Annotated in this window: 19 protein-coding genes; 7 read left to right on the top strand and 12 right to left on the bottom strand. The window is 42.4% G+C overall.

Annotation, left to right across the window (positions count from 1 at the left end; all coding sequences use genetic code 11):
• Positions 1–18 precede the first annotated feature (18 nt).
• From CRJ00_RS05400 to panC, 7 genes are all read right to left on the bottom strand, one after another.
• On the bottom strand, positions 19–1,659 hold the full coding sequence (locus tag CRJ00_RS05400) for an NAD+ synthase (protein ID WP_099365862.1): 1,641 nt from the start codon (positions 1,657–1,659) through the stop codon (positions 19–21).
• Positions 1,660–1,762: 103 nt separating this feature from the next.
• On the bottom strand, positions 1,763–2,392 hold the full coding sequence (locus tag CRJ00_RS05395) for an FKBP-type peptidyl-prolyl cis-trans isomerase (protein ID WP_144038106.1): 630 nt from the start codon (positions 2,390–2,392) through the stop codon (positions 1,763–1,765).
• 77 nt (positions 2,393–2,469) lie between these two features.
• Positions 2,470–2,943, bottom strand: coding sequence for a thioredoxin family protein (locus tag CRJ00_RS05390; protein ID WP_099365860.1), 474 nt, complete (start codon positions 2,941–2,943; stop codon positions 2,470–2,472).
• Positions 2,943–5,288 carry a TonB-dependent receptor gene (locus CRJ00_RS05385; protein WP_099365859.1) on the bottom strand — a complete coding sequence of 782 codons (2,346 nt, stop codon included), beginning with the start codon at positions 5,286–5,288 and terminating at the stop codon, positions 2,943–2,945. Before CRJ00_RS05385 ends, CRJ00_RS05390 begins: the two co-directional genes overlap by 1 nt.
• 103 nt (positions 5,289–5,391) lie before the next feature.
• Positions 5,392–5,754 carry a hypothetical protein gene (locus CRJ00_RS05380; RefSeq protein ID WP_099365858.1) on the bottom strand — a complete coding sequence of 121 codons (363 nt, stop codon included), beginning with the start codon at positions 5,752–5,754 and terminating at the stop codon, positions 5,392–5,394.
• Between the two features lie 357 nt (positions 5,755–6,111).
• Positions 6,112–6,459 carry an aspartate 1-decarboxylase gene (gene panD, locus CRJ00_RS05375; protein ID WP_099365857.1) on the bottom strand — a complete coding sequence of 116 codons (348 nt, stop codon included), beginning with the start codon at positions 6,457–6,459 and terminating at the stop codon, positions 6,112–6,114.
• A 67-nt stretch (positions 6,460–6,526) separates the two neighbouring features.
• Positions 6,527–7,372, bottom strand: coding sequence for a pantoate--beta-alanine ligase (gene panC, locus CRJ00_RS05370; RefSeq protein WP_099365856.1), 846 nt, complete (start codon positions 7,370–7,372; stop codon positions 6,527–6,529).
• Between the two features lie 144 nt (positions 7,373–7,516).
• Between panC and CRJ00_RS05365 the strand changes: the two genes are divergently transcribed.
• Together CRJ00_RS05365 and ispF are read left to right on the top strand one after the other, a co-directional pair.
• Positions 7,517–8,338 carry a glycogen/starch synthase gene (locus tag CRJ00_RS05365; RefSeq protein ID WP_099365855.1) on the top strand — a complete coding sequence of 274 codons (822 nt, stop codon included), beginning with the start codon at positions 7,517–7,519 and terminating at the stop codon, positions 8,336–8,338.
• Positions 8,339–8,558: 220 nt separating this feature from the next.
• Positions 8,559–9,032, top strand: a complete 474-nt coding sequence (gene ispF, locus CRJ00_RS05360) for a 2-C-methyl-D-erythritol 2,4-cyclodiphosphate synthase (protein ID WP_099365854.1) — start codon at positions 8,559–8,561, stop codon at positions 9,030–9,032.
• Here ispF and CRJ00_RS05355 read toward each other — a convergent pair.
• On the bottom strand, positions 9,005–10,225 hold the full coding sequence (locus CRJ00_RS05355) for a TCR/Tet family MFS transporter (protein WP_099365853.1): 1,221 nt from the start codon (positions 10,223–10,225) through the stop codon (positions 9,005–9,007). The genes ispF and CRJ00_RS05355 overlap by 28 nt on opposite strands.
• A gap of 129 nt (positions 10,226–10,354) precedes the next feature.
• On the opposite strand from CRJ00_RS05355, the gene CRJ00_RS05350 reads away from it, so the two are divergent.
• Positions 10,355–12,622, top strand: a complete 2,268-nt coding sequence (locus tag CRJ00_RS05350) for a penicillin-binding protein 1A (protein ID WP_099365852.1) — start codon at positions 10,355–10,357, stop codon at positions 12,620–12,622.
• Positions 12,623–12,633: 11 nt separating this feature from the next.
• Positions 12,634–14,433, top strand: coding sequence for an excinuclease ABC subunit UvrC (gene uvrC / locus CRJ00_RS05345; protein WP_099365851.1), 1,800 nt, complete (start codon positions 12,634–12,636; stop codon positions 14,431–14,433).
• A gap of 31 nt (positions 14,434–14,464) precedes the next feature.
• Here uvrC and CRJ00_RS05340 read toward each other — a convergent pair whose 3' ends face one another.
• Together CRJ00_RS05340 and CRJ00_RS05335 are read right to left on the bottom strand one after the other, a co-directional pair.
• Entirely contained in the window at positions 14,465–14,794 is a 330-nt protein-coding gene (locus CRJ00_RS05340; RefSeq protein WP_099365850.1) for an iron-sulfur cluster assembly protein, read from the bottom strand.
• A gap of 10 nt (positions 14,795–14,804) precedes the next feature.
• Complete coding sequence (locus tag CRJ00_RS05335) at positions 14,805–15,974, bottom strand: glycosyltransferase family 4 protein (RefSeq protein WP_099365849.1); 1,170 nt, start codon at positions 15,972–15,974, stop codon at positions 14,805–14,807.
• 109 nt (positions 15,975–16,083) lie between these two features.
• Here CRJ00_RS05335 and CRJ00_RS05330 point away from each other — a divergent pair, with 109 nt between their 5' ends.
• Positions 16,084–17,061 carry a polyprenyl synthetase family protein gene (locus CRJ00_RS05330; RefSeq protein ID WP_099365848.1) on the top strand — a complete coding sequence of 326 codons (978 nt, stop codon included), beginning with the start codon at positions 16,084–16,086 and terminating at the stop codon, positions 17,059–17,061.
• Between the two features lie 56 nt (positions 17,062–17,117).
• Complete coding sequence (locus CRJ00_RS05325) at positions 17,118–17,894, top strand: amidohydrolase (RefSeq protein WP_099365847.1); 777 nt, start codon at positions 17,118–17,120, stop codon at positions 17,892–17,894.
• Between the two features lies 1 nt (position 17,895).
• Here the strand turns inward: CRJ00_RS05325 and CRJ00_RS05320 are convergent, their stop codons facing one another.
• Complete coding sequence (locus CRJ00_RS05320; protein ID WP_099365846.1) at positions 17,896–18,330, bottom strand: hypothetical protein; 435 nt, start codon at positions 18,328–18,330, stop codon at positions 17,896–17,898.
• A gap of 120 nt (positions 18,331–18,450) precedes the next feature.
• On the opposite strand from CRJ00_RS05320, the gene CRJ00_RS05315 reads away from it, so the two are divergent.
• Positions 18,451–18,891 (top strand): MarR family winged helix-turn-helix transcriptional regulator, encoded by a 441-nt coding sequence (locus tag CRJ00_RS05315; RefSeq protein WP_099365845.1) that lies wholly within the window; start codon positions 18,451–18,453, stop codon positions 18,889–18,891.
• Positions 18,892–18,905: 14 nt separating this feature from the next.
• Here CRJ00_RS05315 and CRJ00_RS05310 read toward each other — a convergent pair whose 3' ends face one another.
• Positions 18,906–20,459 (bottom strand): FMN-binding glutamate synthase family protein, encoded by a 1,554-nt coding sequence (locus CRJ00_RS05310; protein ID WP_099365844.1) that lies wholly within the window; start codon positions 20,457–20,459, stop codon positions 18,906–18,908.
• Positions 20,460–20,493 lie beyond the last annotated feature (34 nt).

Genomic DNA, 20,493 nt, shown 5'->3' with positions numbered 1-20,493 from the left:
TTGCTAAACGTTTAATGGCTAGAAAGAAAATTTTGCGACCAATGGCATGGCCCTTCCGGGACCAAATGCTTTCGGACTAACCCTCAAAATTGGTGGCGCTTGGAAGCGCTTGAACTCTGCATTGTTCAATAACTTATTGACCCGTAGAACCGTTGCTTCATCAAAGCCCAAGGCAATCACTTCGGTATATGGTTTTTCCTTTTCGATCAATTGGTAAAGTATGCTATCCAAGATGTCGTATTCCGGAAGGGAATCCGAATCTTTTTGACCAGGGCGAAGTTCTGCGGAAGGCGGTTTTACGATGGTGTTCAATGGGATGATCTCCCGGTCCCTATTGATGTATTTTGCCAATTGATAGGCCTGGGTTTTGTACACATCACCGATCACGGATAAGGAACCCGCCATATCGCCATACAAGGTTCCGTATCCCACAGCAGCCTCACTTTTATTGGATGTGTTCAATAAGATGTTTCCGAATTTGTTGGATAGGGCCATCAATAAGGTTCCACGCGTGCGAGCCTGGATGTTCTCTTCGGTGGTATCAGGGTTCCGACCTTCAAATGCTGGAGCCAATGTTGCCTCAAAAGCCGCTGCAATGTCTTTTATCGGAAGGATGAGCTTTTGGCATCCGGTGTTTTCCACTAAATCCAAGGCATCCTTCAAGGAATGGTCGCTGGAGTAAATGGAAGGCATCAAGACCGACAGCACGTTTTCTGCGCCCAAAGCTTCACAGGCAAGAGCGGCTACCAAGGCAGAATCCAAACCTCCGGAAAGCCCTAGAACGGCTTTCTGAAATCCTGATTTCTGGAAATAATCCCTTAAACCCAGGATGATCGCATCATGGATCAATGCAATTTCCTGATGTTCTACGGATTGATGCGCCTGCTCACTGTGCAGATCAATGCCTTTTAATTCCACAAATTGTAGGTCTTCTTCAAAGCTTTTCATTTCGCTTACCAATTCACCTTTTCTGTTGAGGGCCAAAGAACGGCCATCGAAAATAATATCCGTATGGGCGCCCACCTGATTTACATAAATCAGCGGGGCATTCCCTTTGATGACATTCCTGCTCAATACGTTTTTCCGATTTTCGAAATGGGTATAGGAAAAAGGGGATGCCGCAATATTGATGATCAAGTCGGGATGTTCCTTAGCAAGGTCCTGCATCAGGTCGCCAACATAGGAGTTTGGTCCATCATCATCCCAAAGATCCTCACAGACGGTTAATGCAATCGTGAGATCCTTGAACTTGATGCAATTACTTGACGGATTAGGCTCGAAATAACGGTATTCATCAAAGACGTCGTAATCTGGTAATAGGCTTTTCTTGACCACTTGTTTCACCTCGCCATCTGCCAATAAAAGGGCAGCATTGAACAAAGGTTTTCCTTCGGCATCCTTGTTAGGGACTGGTGCTCCAATGATACAGGCAATGCCTTCACAATATTTTGCGATTTCATCCACGCTGGCATAACAAGCCTTAAGGAAGGCGGTATTTCGTAGTAGATCTTTGGCTGGATATCCCCCAATTGCCAATTCTGCAAAGACGATCAGTTCTGCCCCTTGTTCCTTGGCATCCGTTATAGCCTTTACTATTTTTTTTGTGTTCTGTTCGAAATTACCGATATGATAGTTTAGTTGAGCTAATGCAATCTTCATATGTATGTGTTTAAGGTAAAATTAAACATAAATTTTAAAAAAATAAGGCGGCACCCAAGGGAATAGGTACCGCCTTATACTATATAAGTATGAATTGTTGAGCTTATATATTTTTGATATCGATTACTTCGACCTCGTATTCTACTGGAGAATCTTTAGGAACAATCACTTTACCCGAATTATCTTTTCTTTCTCTATTGTCGTATACAATTGGAGAAGCAGCAATAAACTTGAATTTAGTTCCTTTTTTGATTCCATTAGGAACCAGTCCGTATAAAATATCTGTTCCATTGATCGTTACGTTTCTTGGAAGGAATGCTCTGATCCAAGCTTGAGTAACATTGATATTGGAGTTTGGATTCAAATAGAATTGTTGAGCAGTACCTGTAGCATCTTCAAACACTTCACCAGTCAATAATAATTTACCTTTGTATTTTACCGTGATCTGAGGAGAGATGAAAGAGGAACCTTGAAGTACATATTCATACGATTCGTCTGTTGCTGGCGTAAGGATATCCAAATACATGCCTACTGAATCATTGTAATAACGATTGTCTGAATAATTTTCCGCTGCATAAGCTGCTAGGATCGGCTTTTGTTTATTCATTGTGGAATCGTAACGAGCTTTTTCTTTTGCATAATCCCAACCATCATCAATGGTATCATTCTTCATACATGAAGTGATACTGATAACTCCCAACAAAGCAATGATTAATAGTCTAAAGTTTTTCATAAAATGTTATAAGTATTGTGAATATTAAAGGAGATAACGCATAATCGTATCAATGTGCTACACCTAATCTGTTAAAATTATAAAATATTTAACATTTGCTTTATACTTATATAGTTAAATTTTCTTTGGGTCACCTTGAAATCACGGTCTAAAAAGAGACTGGTTGGGAATGTTGGCTTTTTCGAATCCTGCATCAATAAACGAAACAACTGATGGTATTGACCTGTTTTTTTTACGGTTTGGGGGTTTGTATAAAGTACCCCATCGAAGTAAATACTGTCCAGAGATTCGGCATCCATTTCTACTGCATAATAGTGTTCATTGAGCTTTTGAATCACTTTCGGATCCTTAAACGTTTCTCTTTGCATTTTTTTGCAATAGCTGCACCATTCCGTATGGAAAAATAAAAATACCGGTTTAGGGTTCCTTTCGAGCGAATCGCTGAGCTGCTCGAAAGGAATCCAGTTGATGGCTTCTTTGGTCAAAGGCTGCGCCTTAATTTCCCAAGAAATCAAGCCGATGAATAATATGCCTATTTGTAACAGTTTCATTAGTGAAAATGTCCTAATTTTATTCCAAATGTAAATGTCCTTGGACGGGATGGTCCATAGATATATTGGGAGTCACGGAGTGCGCCGGTATCAAAATCCTTTTGGAAAGCGTTGAAAATATTCTGGACCCCACCAAAAAGTTCGATACTGAATTCTTTCTTCACGGAAAATGTATAGCCAATCCGGGTATTGATCTCATAAAAATCATTCGCCTCCTTCAACAGCATCTTTTCGGGCTCAACCAGGTGCGGAACGATCATTTTTCCGGTATATACGGAAGTGAGGTCTAAACTCAATGCTTCTAATGGTTTCCAGTTGGCATTTAGGTAACCATAGATATTGGGTGTGCGGACGAACCGCTTACTGCTTACATTTTCATTGGCAGTTGGTCCCTCGAACAAAAGCTGTGCTTCCTTAAATTCTGAACGTTGAATCGTTCCTCCCGCCTGAAAGCTGTACCTCGAAGAAGGGGCAATATTCAGCTCTAGGTTGGATCCATAGACACGCGCTCCTGTTCCATTTCGCATCTCTTCGATGATCAGGTTCTCCTCTTCAGAGGTCATGATGGTGGTGAATGGATTGTTCAATTGGGTGAGGAATCCTTCTACCAAGAGGCTGGTCTGGGTAGTTCCGAAGTTCTTCGTGAAATTCAACGATCCGGTATATGCGTTGGAATATTCGGTTTCCAAGTTCTCACCGATCAGCACGAATACCTGTTGTCCGCCTACCGAGGTGACATGCATATCTTCATTGAAAGCTTGTGGAGCACGGAATCCGCGGGCAAAACCTCCTCGGAATTGCAGGTAATCGGTAATGTCATACAATAAGGTCACCCTTGGGCTGAAAGTGCCAAAGCTTTCGGAGGAGTTTCGTTGATGACCTGCCAATTCATAGTTTCCATCTACATAGGTATAATCGTACCGGGCGCCCAATAGGGATTTCAGATTATCCAAGATGTTCCATTCGTACTGCACATAGCTACCTAGGCCATGGGTCTTCTGATCGATCAGACGTTGGTAACCGGGAATATTATCTTTGGTGCGGTTGCTATTGAATTCGACACCGGCAGTCAAAACATCCTTTTCGAATGTATAGGTATACTGCGAGCCGGCTACCATGGCAAAATCATCCGTATCTCCATAGGAATTGGAGGCCAAAAGGCTATCCTGTTTGGTTCTGCCGCCACCTAAACCACCGTAAAAGCTTTCCCGGTTGGTGAATTGCGCAGAAGAATATAGGGAGATTTTATGTTTGTAATCTTTGGAATAATGGTCATAGGTCAATCCGCCGATAAAGGAATTTGTGCGCAATTGTTCGGTTACATCCGTAAAATGGGGCGCGAGATCCAATCGGTCGCCACCACGTCTGAACTCATTGAGCACACTGAGGTCCAAGGTGATCCGGTCGAAATCGGAGGGTTTGTAAAAAGCCTTGGAGCCGAAGGTGAGGTTCTTCAATTTGGTCATTTCGGAGAAACCATCGTTATTGGCATCATAGGCTTCCCGGTTTCTATGCATCCCATAGAAGGTGACGCCTGTTTGCAGGTCATTATCTACGTAGGAGCTGTTGAAATCCAAGCTATGGTCCCAGGCTTTTCCCCCGATCAGGGAATTGGTGGTTTTCAGTTGCCAATCGTTTTCAACCGGGTCTTTGGTGATGATGTTAATGGTTCCGGCAATGGCATTCGCGCCAAATAGGGCAGAACCTCCTGAACGGACTACCTCGATGCGGTCGATCATGCTGGTAGGGATCTGATCCAGGCCATAGACACTGTTCAGGGCACTGAAAACGGCGCGGCTATTGATCAGGATCTGGGAGTAGGCGCCTTCCATGCCGTTCAATCGAACTTGTGTAAATCCACAGTTCTGGCAGTTGTTCTCCACGCGAACTCCGGGTTGGTAGTTCAGCGTTTCGGACATCGCGACCGACTGGGTGGCATTGAATAATTTGGGGCTCAGCACATTGACAATCACCGGTGCTTTCTTGCGCTCCATGCCGTATCGGGAGGCACTTACTACGACCTCACTCAGGTTGAGGTTGTCTTCCTGCAGGGTGATGTTCAAGGGATTGTTCCTATCGGCTGCGGTCAGTTGTTTTTTGATGGTTTGAAAACCGATTGCGCGGATACTGATGCTTTTTATGGGCGTTTTACCTTCTTCCAGGATGAACTGTCCTAAGCTATCGGTGGATGTTCCTTGGTTGGATCCATCTACCTGTACGGTAGCATTGGCAATGGGTTCATCTTTTGGATTACTGATGGTTCCACGAATTTGTGCGTATAGGTTTGTTTGGCCCAAATAACATAGGGCTATTATCAGGCTTAACCTGAAAAAAATAGATTTCATAGTAAAATTTAGCAATGATCAATAAGGTATGGCCTGGGATTAAGCAGGCGACATACAAATACAATAAGGACCATGAAAATTTGATTTCATGGTTGGAATAAGATTATGCTAAATGGGTAGGAGGGTCTCTTCCGGTGTTGAAAGAGATGTATTGTTTGATTTCCGCGAAGGTTTTCTCCGCGAAATGGATTTCTGTAAGGACTTGTTGGATAGGAGCGGTGTAAGTTTGCGACTCCCAGTTTAGGTAACTGCCCTGGAAAACAATGTCCAGGTATTTGATTTCATCATCGGAGTGGTGTTGGTGATGTTTTTTTTCGCCAAGATCGTAAGGGTGGATGTGGGTGACAATCTCTCCGGTGGAGGTGACCTCTTTGTGCATAAAGACAATTCCGCTGATGATGATGCCGCAGATCCAGAAGAAGAGGAAATGGGCGATTATTAGGCGGTATGGATGTATTTTATGCATGCAGATGTGAAATCTGGGATAAATTTAGGGAATTTTTTCCGTGATTGGGAGATTTTTGCATCATTGCGAGGTGTTTTACGTCATTGCGAGGTGTTTTACGTCATTGGGAGGTTTTTTACGTCATTGCGAGGAACGAAGCAATCTTCCCGCATGTCATGCTGAGCGAAGTCGAAGCATCTACGTATGGTACCCGAACAGATCCTTCGACTTCGCTCAGGATGACACTTAAAGAAAGGATGACACTTAAAGAAAGATTGCTTCGTCGTGCCTCCTCGCAATGACGCGTTGTTGTCATGACGCGTTGTTGTCATGACGCGATGTTGTCAATGACGTAATATTGTCAATGACTCCTAACCCTTACACCAACTTATTATTCTCATCCGGGAAAATAACAGTTGGTTTAAAAGTTTTGGCTTCTTCGCGATCAATAGTCGCATAAGAAATCACGATCACAATATCACCAACCTGCACCAAACGAGCTGCAGCGCCATTCAAACAAAGAATTCCGGATCCACGTTCGCCAGGAATGACATAGGTTTCCAATCTGGCGCCGTTATTATTATTTACAATTTGTACTTTTTCTCCAACGATCAAGTCTGCCGCATCAATCAAATCTTCATCAATGGTGATGCTTCCAACATAATTCAACTCCGCTTGTGTAACACGAGCGCGGTGAATTTTCGATTTCATTACTTCAATAAACATAATGCAAAGTTAGGGTTTTCCCGTGTAATAGCTTTGTAAATTAATCAAGTGCTAATAAACAAATATTCTACGCTAAAATAATATTATCAATCAAACGCACATTTTCCACCCAGGCCGTAATCAAGGCAACATACTCTTTTCCGGCTTCAATTTCCGATACCGGTTCCAAGCTACTGGATTCACAGATCGCCAAATACTCCAACGTAACAGCCGGGTTCTCCGCAATCATCACCTTGCTATCTACCAATAATTCCGCTACTGATCGCTTCTTGATATTCGCCTTGATAAATCGCAATACCTTAGACAAAGTCAATGCATCCGCTTTCCCTTGTTCCGACAATCTTGCATTTCTAGAGCTTAATGCCAATCCTTCTTCACTACGCACCGTAGGGCAGATCAACAAATGGATAGGCAGCTCCTTAATATCGATCATCCGCTGGATCACCATCACCTGCTGGAAGTCTTTTTGCCCAAAACAAGCCTGGTCAGGTTCTACCAAAGAAAACAACTTGTAGACTATTTGTGTAACACCTTGGAAATGCCCAGGCCTATGCTCCCCTTCCCAGATCTTATCCAGATTGCCAAGATCAATATGCCACTCCGGATCGTTTTCAGGATACATCTCTTCCACCGATGGAAGGAAGAGGATATCACAATCTACCGACTCCAATAAAGCGATGTCCTTTTCAATAGGGCGAGGATAATTTTCCAGATCCTTTGGGTCATTGAATTGGGTTGGATTCACAAAAATGCTACAAACGATGATATCTGTCCTTGGTTTTGCGTATTCGATGAGGGATAAATGACCCTCATGCAAGGCGCCCATGGTGGGTACCAATGTTATTGTTTTTTCTTCTTGGCGGATATCTTGCAAAGCAGCTTGCAACTCCCCCTTTGTACGAAATATTTTCACGGCGGAAATTTAAAATTAGGTGCAAAAATGAGGAATAATCTTTAAATTATAAAACGATGATTTTTAATCAATTGTAAAATTGATAAATTATGTGTATCTTTGTAGACCGATTTTACTATTCAATAAATAAAAAAACAGTTGGAGATGGCAAAAACGAAAATCTTGTTTATTACCCATGAAATGTCGCCTTTCCTTGAATTAAGTAAAATTTCTGAAATAACACGCCAGTTACCACATGCAATGCAGGAAAAAGGATTCGAAATTCGGATTCTAATGCCTCGTTTTGGTAACATTAATGAGCGCAGAAATCGTCTTCATGAAGTGATAAGGTTGTCGGGAATGAACATTGTGGTGGACAATAATGATAATCCGCTAATTATTAAGGTAGCATCCTTGCCGGCAGCAAGAATGCAGGTTTACTTCTTAGATAATGAGGAGTATTTTCAGCGGAAGAAGGTTTTTCGTGATGAGCAAGGGAAATTCTTTGATGACAATAACGAACGTTCCTTGTTCTTCTGTAAAGGAGCTTTGGAAACTGTCAAGAAATTAGGTTGGTCACCGGATGTGGTACATTGCCACGGATGGTTTACCGCGATGGTACCGGCTTACCTAAAAACTGTATACCAAAACGATCCTACATTCAAGGATGCTAAGGTTTTCTATTCCCTTTACAAAGAGGATTTTGAGAACGCAAGCCTTGGAACGAAGTATGCTGAAATGGCTAGCCAATCAGATATCGCCGCTGATCAAGTGAAGGATTACGCATCCGGATCTTACGTGGATATCTGCAAAGGCGCACTTTCTTTCACGGATGTCGCTATCAAATGCGATGCTGACATCAACCCTGAAATTACCGCGTACATCCAAGAACATAATATTCGTACATTCGAACCGACTTCTGATGAAGATTACGAAGCATTCGGCGAATTATATGACGAGTTTGTAAACGAAGAAGTCTCAGCTTAGTAGAGTATAAAGTATTGAGTATTTAGTATTTAGACCTATGCGGGCTGTCAAAAGCAAGTATAGGTCTATTTATTAAATACTTTTTTAATGCGGTATCCATTTCTCGAGATAAAAAATCTCTTTTTATCTTTAATGTGGCATATTCAAACTATAAAAAGTCATAATGCAAACAAACTATACAGAGTCTTAATACTAACTACTAAATACTAAATACTAAACCATGATACGCGTAGGTTTTGGGTTTGATGTACACCAAATGAAAGAAGGACATCCATTTGTGGTAGGAGGAGTGACGTTGGATCATCATGCTGGGGCATTTGGGCATTCGGATGCGGATGTGTTGGCTCATGCGATCTGCGACGCTATTTTGGGTGCTGCAAATCTAGAGGATATTGGCTATCATTTCCCGAATACCGATGATAAATGGAAAGGTGCGAATAGTTTGGACCTTTTACGCCATTGTATTCAATTGATCAAGGATAAAGGATATTCTTTGGGAAATATTGATGCGATGTTATGTTTAGAGGCACCGAAGATCAAGCCTTATATTCCAGAAATGAAAAAGAACATTGCGGAAGCTGCGGGCATTACAGTAGAGGATATCTCTATTAAGGCTACCACCAATGAGAAGATGGGATTTATTGGCCGTGAAGAGGGCGTGGTGGCTTATGCGGTCTGCCTTTTGGAAAAATAATTGATAACAAGGATGACGGCAAACAATGCCAATAATCCACCAAGATAAAATGGAGCGCCTGGGAGATACACCGAGGCGTTCTTTTTTGTAAAAAAGGAGAAGAGGCTGGTCATCAGGATAGGGCCAATTATGGCCGTTAGGCTGATCACACAGGTCAATCCACCTTGAATCTGGCCTTGCTCATTGGCCGGTGTCTGGTTAGAGATGGAACTCTGTATGGCCGGTCCGGCAATTCCTGCAAATACATAAAAGAAACTGGCCACATACAGCCAAGCGGAGGTAGGGGCTAAACCCATCGCGATCAATGATCCTGCATTCAGGAGCAAGCCGATGATGATGCTCTTGGCAATCCCTAATTTGGGGATAATGATCCGGATCAATCCTGCTTGCACGATCGTAAGCAACACCCCAATAAAACCCAAAGAATAGCCTACCATACGTTCGTTCCATTGGAATTTCTCCATCGTAAAATAAGACCAGGTACTCTGTACGGCATGCGCCGCTACGTTGATCAGAAAGATGCAGATAACCAAGGTCTGGATCTGGGGATATTTTCCGATATGCCGGAAACTCCCGATTGGATTGGCATTGATCCATCTGAAGTTCCGTCGGTTTTCTTTATTTAAGGATTCTGGCACTACAAAATACCCGTATACAAAATTCAGGAAGGATAGACCAGCAGCGGCAAAGAAAGGTACGCGAGGTCCATAATGCCCCAGGATACCGCCCAGGACAGGCCCAATGATAAATCCTAATCCAAAAGCGGCACCCAATAGGCCGAAATTCTGGGCTTTGTTCTTCTTCGTGCTCACATCAGCTATGTATGCTGCAGCCACCGTATGGCTAGCGCCGGTAATACCAGCTACAATTCGTCCAACAAATAACCAGAAAATACTAGGAGCCCAGCCGATCAATAGGTAGTTCACAGCGAAACCGAACAAGGAGCAAAGCAGGACTGGTCTTCGGCCAAAATGATCACTCAAATTTCCAAGGATGGCCGCAAAGAAAAATTGCATGAAGGCATAACAGAAAGTCAGCCAACCCCCATACGAAGATGCCTGGCTTAAGTCGCCATGTATCAATTCTTTGATCAATGCTGGCATCACTGGAATGATGATACCCAATCCTATCGAATCTAAAACTACGGTGATGAAAATGAATAGTAAGCCAGCTTGTGATTTATTGTTGGGCATATATACTAAGGTAAAAGAAAATTATGGTATTTTTGTAGCGTTCAACAAACAATTGGCACACTTACTGATATTATGCATTTCATGGTTATCCAGTTTAAGTGGGTAATTGATTATTCATTACTATAACAAATGAAGAGAGAATCACAAAGTAGCAAACTTACCGAAGAGGATGTAAAAAGATATACACGGAATTATTGGAAATTTCTGTTGGGAATGATCGCTTTTGTAGCGTTGTTTTTAGTGAGTGTAAGGGTCGGTTTGTTTGGTAAATTGCCAACATTCAAGGATCTTGAAAATCCCAAAAGTAACCTTGCTTCCGAAATTATTACTGATGATAACCGCGTTTTGGGAACCTATTATGTCCATAACCGGTCTAACGTCAAATACAGTGAATTATCACCCTTCCTCGTGGAGGCTTTGGTTTCCACTGAAGATAAACGTTTCTACGAACACTCAGGTATTGACTATTCCAGAACTTTTTCAACGGTACTTTTAACCCTTGGCGGAAACAAGCAAGGGGGTAGTACCATTACCCAACAGTTGGCGCTGAACCTATTCGGAGAATCCAGAGCACGCAATCCGATCAAACGTATTATGCAGAAGTTGCAGGAATGGATTACCGCTGTACGCTTGGAACGTAACTATACCAAGGAAGAGATCATCATGATGTATTTCAATACAGTAGATTTCGGAGCTTACAATACCTATGGTATCAAATCGGGAGCAAGAACCTATTTCAATACGACTCCAGATAAATTAACGGCAGATCAAGCTGCGGTCTTGGTGCAGATGTTAAAGGGTACTTCCATGTATTCGCCAGTATCGAATCCAGAAAAGGCTTTAGCACGTCGTAATCTGGTTTTACAGAATATGCGCGATCAGAATTTCATCAGCAGTGAGGAGTTCGAGAAGAGCAAGGAAAAGCCTTTGGGTATCAAGTTGACCAAAGCCAATTATGGTGATGGATTGGCTCCATATTTCCGTGCGGTATTGAAGGAAGAGATCAAAAAAGAATTCCAACGTTTGGCGATTACCAAACCTGATGGAACACCATATGACCTGGATCGCGATGGATTGAAAATCTATACACCGATCAACTATAAAATGCAGCAATATGCGGAAGAGGCGCAGAAAGAGTGGATGAAGAAGCTGCAGAATGAATTTGATAAGCAATGGCGCCGTCGTAATGCCTTCACCGGAAAGAATGCCAACCTTTTGGTTACCGGAATGAAGCGGTCGGATAGATGGCATACCTTGAAATCAGAAGGGATGTCGGAAAAGGATATCCGTAAGGAATTTGACAAGAAAGTAAAGATGAACCTCTTTACCTGGAGGGGAAATATTGATACCATGATGACGCCGATGGACTCCATCAAGTACACAAAATTGTTCTTGCGGAATGCGATGATGTCCATGGAGCCTCATACCGGCTACATCAAAGCTTGGGTTGGAGGTATCAATTTTGAACATTTCAAATACGATCAGGTACGCCTTGGTACCCGTCAGGTAGGATCTACGGCAAAACCATTTGTCTATGCTTACGCCATCGATAATGGTTATGGCCCATGTGTTTCCATTCCGAACCACATGAGAACTTATGGCGATTGGACACCAAAGGGAACCGTACAGGGAGGTGATCCTATAACCTTAAAAAATGCGATCAAATATTCCCAGAACTATGCGTCTGCTTATTTGATCTCCGAAGTGGGAGCATCATCTGTAGCCGATCTGACAAAAAGAATGGGTGTGAACTCCAATATTCCGAATAACCTTTCCATTGCATTGGGATCTTATGATGCATCCTTATTTGACATGGTAGGAGCCTATTCTGCTTTCGTAAATCAAGGTACTTGGGTAGAACCAACAATGATCTTACGAATTGAGGATAAAAATGGTGCTCCGATCTATGAAAAGGCACCTAAAGTATCCAAAGCATTGAACAGTGAAACGGCTTACGCCATGGTGGATATGCTGAAAGGTGTAGTGGATGGTGGTACAGGTAGTCGATTACGTTGGGATCCAAACTTCGGTGGATTGAAGAATCCAATTGGTGGTAAAACGGGTACAACGAACGATAACTCGGATGCTTGGTTCATCGGTATCACGCCAGAATTGGTGACCGGTGTTTGGACAGGTGCTGAGGATCGTGGTATCAGTTTCAGCAGTATGCAATATGGCCAGGGTGCGGCAGCAGCGATGCCGGTATTCGGCTTGTACATGCGGAAAGTTTATGCCGATAAAGGGCTAAACTACACCCAGGAGGATTTCCCGCCTCCAGCAGGTGGAATCACCAGATTTGAAATGAATTGTTCTAACTTTTCCCAATATTATGGACGTGATCCAAACCAATCGAACGGCAGTACAGAACTGATGGATGACGATCGGTTAGGATTTTAGGCATATCCTTAATGGAGTTTGATTATAAGAAAGAATTAGGAAAAATCCCCCATAAACCAGGTGTCTACCAGTATTTTGATAAGGAAGACACCCTGATTTATGTTGGTAAGGCCAAGGACCTTAGGAATAGGGTCAGTTCTTATTTTGTCAACACCCAACAACTCAATAGCAAAACCAAAGTTCTTGTCCGAAAAATCAATCGGATCGCCTTTACCATTGTAGATACGGAGATCGATGCCTGGTTATTGGAAAATAACCTCATCAAAAAGCATCAGCCACGCTACAATGTCATGCTGAAGGATGATAAGACTTATCCTTGGATTGTCATCAAGAACGAACGATTTCCCCGTGTTTTCTGGACCCGTAGATACATCAAGGATGGTTCCAGGTATTTTGGGCCTTATGCCTCTGTGGGCATGATGCACATCGTATTGGATATGATCCGGGAGCTCTTTCCCCTTCGCACCTGTAACCTCAGCCTGACCGAAGAGAACATTGCCAAAGGCAAGTTCAAGGTCTGTTTGGAATACCAGATCGGAAATTGTAAGGGACCATGCGAAGGCTATCAATCCGAAGAAGACTATGATCAGAACCTTTCTGATATCAAGGATATCCTGAACGGGAAGATCAGTATGGTGACCAACCGTCTTAAAGAGCAGATGCAGGAGGCAGTGCAGGGCATGGATTTCGAAAGGGCGCATAAACTGAAGATCAAACTCGATAAGCTCGATAATTACCAAAGCAAATCGACCGTTGTCAATTCTTCCATCAGCAATGTGGATGTGTTCAGCATCGCATCAGAAAGTAATTATGCTTTTGTCAACTTCCTTAGGGTGGTTAATGGGGTAATCATTCAGACCCAAACCGTGGAGCTGAAAAAGAGACTCGATGAGACCGATGCGGAATTATTGGCGATTGCCATTCCGGAGATCAGGTCCAGGTATAGTAGTCTCTCCCGAGAGATCATTGTGCCATTTGAATTGGATATCGAAGGCAATGAACAGATCAAGTTTGTGGTTCCAAAATTGGGCGAGAAACGGAAATTATTGGATCTGTCCCTTAAAAACGTAGCCTATTTCAAGAAAGAAAGATTACTTCAATACGAAAAACTCAATCCTGAGGTAAAAGTTGAAAGGGTATTGACCCAAATGCAGAAGGACCTTCGCTTGCCGGTTCTCCCGCGGCATATCGAATGTTTTGATAACTCGAACATACAAGGAAACTATCCTGTTTCTGCTATTGTGGTGTTCAAGGATGCGAAACCTTCCAAAAAAGATTATCGTCATTTCAACGTGAAAACGGTGGAAGGTCCGAATGACTTTGCAACGATGGAGGAGGCTGTTTTCCGTCGCTACAGGAGGTTATTGGATGAAGACCAGAGCTTACCTCAATTGATCATTATTGATGGTGGCAAGGGGCAATTGGGCGCCGCATTGAAGAGTTTAAAGCTTCTTGGGATCGAGAAGAAAGTGACTGTGATCGGGATTGCCAAACGATTGGAAGAATTGTATTATCCGGGCGATCAATATCCCCTTTATTTGGATAAAAAGTCCGAAACCCTGAAGATCATTCAGCACCTACGGGATGAGGCGCATCGTTTCGGTATTACCTTTCATAGAAACCAACGAAGTCGGAAGACCTTTGTTTCGGAATTGGACAATATTCCCGGTATAGGAAAAGTGACGGTTCAGAAATTGTTGACCAGCTTCCGTTCTGTAAAGAAAATAAAGGAAGCGACGGATGAGGAACTAAAAAAAGTGCTTAATCTGAAACAGATACAAGCACTTCGTCAATATTTTTCAGCGCAATAATAATTCCTGCGCCTTAATTATAGTTGGCGAATTATAAGAACCCCAGTTCTAATTTAGCCTCTTCGCTCATCATATCCTTGGTCCAAGGTGGATCAAAAGTAAGTTCTACGATAGCTTCTTCAATTCCTTCGATCGCTGCCACCTTTTGTTGAACCTCATTCATCAATTCCCCCGCTACAGGGCATCCGGGAGCTGTAAGCGTCATAACAATTTTAGCCTGCTTATTCTCCTTCGTAATAATCTCGTATACCAATCCCAAGTCCAGGATATTTGCCGGTTTCAATTCCGGGTCGTATACTGTTGCCAATGCCTCTTCTATCTGTGGGGCAAGCCCCAATCTATCCATTACGATGATATTCATGTTGATTTCTTTAAATTTTCGTGCGCTGCTCTTTAATTACCTCTTGGTATATATGCTCCAATTGGTTCATCACCAGCGTCTGTTCATAATGTTTCAGGAAGGTATCCCTGCAGTTCATCTTCATGATCTCCTTTTTATCAACCGGAATAGCTTGCCACTCTGCTAAGGTCTGGATGATCTGAGGGTGATTATGCGGATCGAATAACATTCCTGTATACAAAGGTACAACCATTTCATTTAATATGCCAATATTGCTGGCCAGAACAGGCACGCCAAGGGCATAAGCTTCCAGGACTGCCAAAGGCATGGATTCATAACACACCGACGGTACGATTACCGCTGATGCGCCAGCCATATGGTTACTGATCATCTGCTTATCCTGAAATCCAAAATAATGGATATTCGGATGGCTATTCGCTATTTTTTCTACCTCTTCCTGTAAGGGGCCCGTCCCAAAGATCTTTAATTCATGGTTGGATGCGGTCCAGGCATGTAATAAGGGTAAGATCCCTTTTTCTTCGGATAATCTTCCTACATAAACAAAAGCCTGACTTTGGATAATCTCGGTAGGAGCGACTTCCTTTACAAAATTTGGTTTCACCACGAAATTCTTGATGGGAACCTCAAAGGTCGATCGATGAAATAGATTTTTAGCGAATTCCGATAAGGCGATAAAACGATCTATTTTTTTGAAAGTTCCTCGTTTTCGATGAATCCAATAGGTAAACGCCGTCCAAAAGGTTTTGATATAGGAGTTCTCCAAGGCTTTTTTCCGAACAGCTTGCCAAGGGAATTTCTGGGTAATGGAATCCAAAAAGAGGTTTCCATCATGGAAAAGCGTAGCTGATGGACATAACAACCTAAAGTTATGCAGGGTCATGACCATCGGGATTCCTAATTTTTTGATATGCAATATGAACAATGGCCCCAAGGCATAGTGCATATTATGAATATGAATGATATCTGGTCTGAAATGTTTGATGCGTGTTTCCAAGCGATTAGCTTCTTTCCAATTTAATGGATAGCTCAGGTACTGCAGATAACCTGCCAAACCCTTTACATTTTTCACTGTAAAAAGTTCAACCTCATGCTTTTGGAGCAATGCTTCTATTTCCTGCTTTACAACGAAATCCTCGCCACCTATATGTTGATATTCGTTATGAATAATTAAGATTCGCATCCTGTGGATATAATTTACGCAATTTACATAGACTAAGCTGAATATTCAAATAGGCTATTCCATGCTATTCATGTTAAATGCTTATCTTTGTAACAATTTTTTAATAAGTATGTTTGAACAGAATCCCTACAGCAAACTCATCTCCAGTTATATTCAACGCGCCGAATTTCCGGCAGATCCAGCAGACCTCTACGACCCCATCCGATATATCCTTTCCCTAGCCGGAAAACGAATTCGTCCGATGTTGGTATTGATGTCGTCCAATATGTTCGGATTCAAGGATTTAACGCTTGCCTTGCCAGCATCGGCAGCCATTGAATATTTCCATAATTTCTCCTTGATCCACGATGATATCATGGACAAGGCGCCATTGAGAAGGGGTAAGGATACGGTTCATCAAAAATGGAACGATAATGTGGCTATTCTATCTGGTGATGCCTTGTTGGTCAAAGCCTATCAGGAATTGGGAAAATCCCCTGCGGACAAGATCCCAGCTTTGTTGGAGGTATTCAACAAAGTGGCGTTGGAGGTCTGCGAAGGCCAACAGATGGACATGGATTTTGAGAAAAGAACTTCCGTTAGGGAAGAGGAATACATACAAATGATCAAGCTGAAAACCTCTGTGCTACTGGGAGGCGCTTTGCAGATGGGGGCAATCCTGGCTTCAGCATCCAAGGAACAACAGCAAAAAATCTATGACTTTGGGGTAAACCTGGGCATTGCTTTTCAATTACAGGATGACTATTTGGATGTCTATGGAGATCCATCCAGCTTTGGAAAACAGGTTGGGGGAGATATTTTAAGCGATAAAAAAACAATCCTTCATATTCGTACGCAACAGCTATCGGAAGGGGCTGATTTATTGGAATTCAATGATTTAGTTTCTGCCCAAGAAATCACGAAGGAAGAGAAGGTGGGGCGGATGAAAAACTTATATGCAAAATATAACATTGATCAATACGCAGAAGAGGTAAAACAGCGTTATATGCATTTAGCTTATGCTCAACTCGAATCATTAGACATTGATCCGGAAAGCAAGCAGGAGATGTTTGTTCTGGCGGATATTCTCATGCATAGAGCGAAGTAAATTATGTTTTTTGTGTAGTTTTTTATATTTTGGTAATATAAGTGGATTGTATATAAATGGAGCCTTTAAAAATAACCATATTTCAAGCCTATCTTTTTTGGGAGAACGTGGATAAGAACCTGCAGAATCTTGGCTTAAGGTTGTCTGCGTTGCGCGAAAAGACAGATTTGATCATACTTCCGGAGATGTTCAATACGGGTTTCACCACCAATGTGGAGAAATGCGCAGAAACGATGTCCGGAAAAACCATGCATTGGCTTTTTGAGACCTCTCAGAAGTTCCAGTGTGTAGTGGCTGGTTCATTGATTATTGAAGAAGGTGGAAAATATTATAACCGCTTTGTATGGATGTCGCCGGATGGCAGTTTTGTACATTACGATAAAAGGCATCTATTCAGCATGGCCAATGAAGATAAAGTCTTTACGGCTGGTGATTCTCGAATTATCTTCCAATTGAAGGGTTGGAAAATCTGTCCGATGATCTGTTACGACCTGCGATTCCCAACCTGGTCGAGAAATCAAGGCGCTTCTTATGATCTATTGGTTTACACAGCCAGCTGGCCAGACAAACGTTCTGCACATTGGAGAGCATTGATTCCTGCGCGTGCTATCGAGAATCAGGCCTTTGTGATCGGTGTGAATAGGGTAGGACATGATGGGAAGGAAGTCTATTACTCCGGCGGATCTATGTGTATTTCTCCAAATGGGGATGTCGTTTATTACAAGCCAGAGGATGAAGACCTCTATACCTTTACATTAAATCCAAAGGATCTCGAAGAAAACCGAAATAGCTTTCCATTCTTGGACGATCAAGATGAATTTAAATTATTATAGTTTAATCCTGGTAGGGACGGTTTAGGATAGCTTGTTGAATAACAGCCTGTCTAAGATCGAAGTGTTCGTTTTTGTCCAATTCCTCTACCTGAACAGGTTCTAATCTTTTCAACTTACCTTTTAGGTTTTCATTCCTGCGCTGTTGGTTTTGGGTTTGCAGCCTTTTTACTTCATCAGGAAGTTCTGATGCTGGTTCAGGCTTACTTTCTTCCCTAATAACTGGTGCAGGTCTTCTTTCCTCTCTGATAACCGGCGCTGGACGTCGTTCTGGCTGCTTTTTTTGTTCGAATTCAGGATAATCTGTTACAGTCTGATGCTTGCGCTTTAACTCTTCCAAACGTTTTTTTGCTTTTGCTTGTTCCTCTTTATAAGACTGATAAATCTTATAAATGATACCGGCAACCACCAATAGAACTATACCAAAAGGATTCTCCATAGGCTAAATATACTCATTTTTGAATGCTAATCCATTGTTGTCCATAAAAAAATTTGCTTTTACCTATTTTTATTTTATTATTGCAATGTTAACTTGTTACCTTATTAACCTTTTTTCACAATGATTAGCAATACACTGTATGCTGATGAATTCTATTCCTTTCTAACGGGTAGAGTATCAACAGCAATTGGCCGAAGATTACAACGTAACTTCAAGGAGAGCGGATTAAACATTACTGCAGAACAATGGAGTATCCTCTATTTTCTATGGGATGCAGAGGGATTGAGCCAACAGGAAATTGCGCGTCTTACCTTTAGGGATAAACCTTCCGTATCCAGGTTGATCTCTAATCTTGAAAAACAGAAGATCCTGGTAAGGGTGAACAGCAGTGGAGATAAGCGGACCAACCAGATTTATTTAACTGCATTGGGCCATAAGATCAAAGATAAGTGTATGCTACAAGCAGAAAAAACTATCTCTGAGGCGATGTCTGGTGTCGATAAGAAATCGATGCAACAGGCTCAAGAACTCTTAGAGATAGTTTTTAACAATCTGAAGTAATCAGCAATATGATGTTAGTCGAATACTTCCGGAGCGAAGTCGCTACGGCTATTCACTAATTTTCCGGTAGATTTAAAGTAAATATCCTGGAAACTCAAAGTCGTCTGGTTATCCACTTTACGGAAGAACTTCTCTGCAGAAACATCCTCCAATGTTTTGAAACCACATGCTTCCATGATCTCTACAGTTGCGCGTAGGGTGTTTCTATGGAATTGGGCAACACGTACATATTTATCATCCACGTTCAATCCTTTGTAAAGGTGAGGCTGTTGTGTTGCCACCCCAACCGGACAAACGTCCTCATTACATTTCAGGGCTTGGATACATCCCAATGCGAACATCATTCCACGCGCTGAGTAACAAGCATCAGCACCCAAAGCAATAACTTTCAGGATATCAAACCCCGTAACGATACGGCTGGATACAATGATCTTGATGTGTTTCTTCAATCCAAAGTTGATCAAGGTCGTGGTTACAAAGGCTAATGCATCATACAATGGCATACCTAAGTTATCGGTAAACTCCAATGGTGCCGCACCGGTACCACCCTCCGAGCCATCCACCGAGATAAAGTCTGGCATGATCTGCGTTTCTTGCATCGCCTGACAGATATCAATAAACTCCTGTTTATCTCCGATACATAGTTTGAAACCAACCGGTTTACCATCCGATAGATCACGTAATTGTTGGATGAAGTTCATCATGCCTACGGCAGAATTGAATGCGGAGTGCGCAGGAGGCGACATTACATCCGTTCCAGGTACTACGTGACGAATAGCAGCAACCTCTGGGGTGTTCTTAGCCGCAGGAAGAATACCTCCATGACCAGGTTTTGCACCTTGAGAAAGCTTCAATTCGATCATCTTCACATATGGACGGGTAGATTTTTCGCGGAATAGGTTTGGTTCAAAATAACCATTTTCATCCCTACATCCGAAATAACCTGTACCTACTTGCCAGATTAGATCCCCACCACTGATGTGGTATTGGCTGATACCCCCTTCGCCGGTATTATGGGCAAAATTCTGTAGGGCAGCACCCTTATTTAAAGCGGTGATGGCCGTGCGGCTCAACGCACCGTAACTCATCGCTGAGATGTTGAATACACTTAAACTATATGGTTGTTTACAGGCACTGTTCCCCACCATGGTACGAAGGTTATGGTCATCGATATGTACCGGGAAGATACTGTGCGCTGCCCATTCGTTTCCGATGGTTTGTGGGTCGGTCTGCATACCGAAAGCAACGGTTTCACGTTGGTTCTTCGCACGTTGGTAAACGATACTTCTTTGGCGTCTGTTGAATGGACGACCATCGGTATCCGATTCCCAGAAATACTGACGTAATTCCGGACGGATAGACTCCAAGAAATAACGGAAATAACCAACCAACGGGTAATTGCGCAAAATCGCGTGGCTTGTTTGAAAGCTGTGATATACCGCGACGATCAATAAAGGCATTGGGATCAGTAACAACCAGAACCATCTTGGTGTAAAGATTAGACCAAAAGAGATGATAATCAAATTGATGACGATCATGATACCGAGAATGAGATTTCTTACAGGCATGATGCTTATAATTTTGCTTATTTTAATTCTTTAA

Source organism: Sphingobacterium sp. 1.A.4, assembly GCF_002734245.1.
GTDB classification, from domain to species: Bacteria; Bacteroidota; Bacteroidia; order Sphingobacteriales; family Sphingobacteriaceae; genus Sphingobacterium; species Sphingobacterium tenebrionis.
Note: the sequence above shows the minus strand (reverse complement) of the source record. Positions and strands in the feature narration are given on the sequence as shown.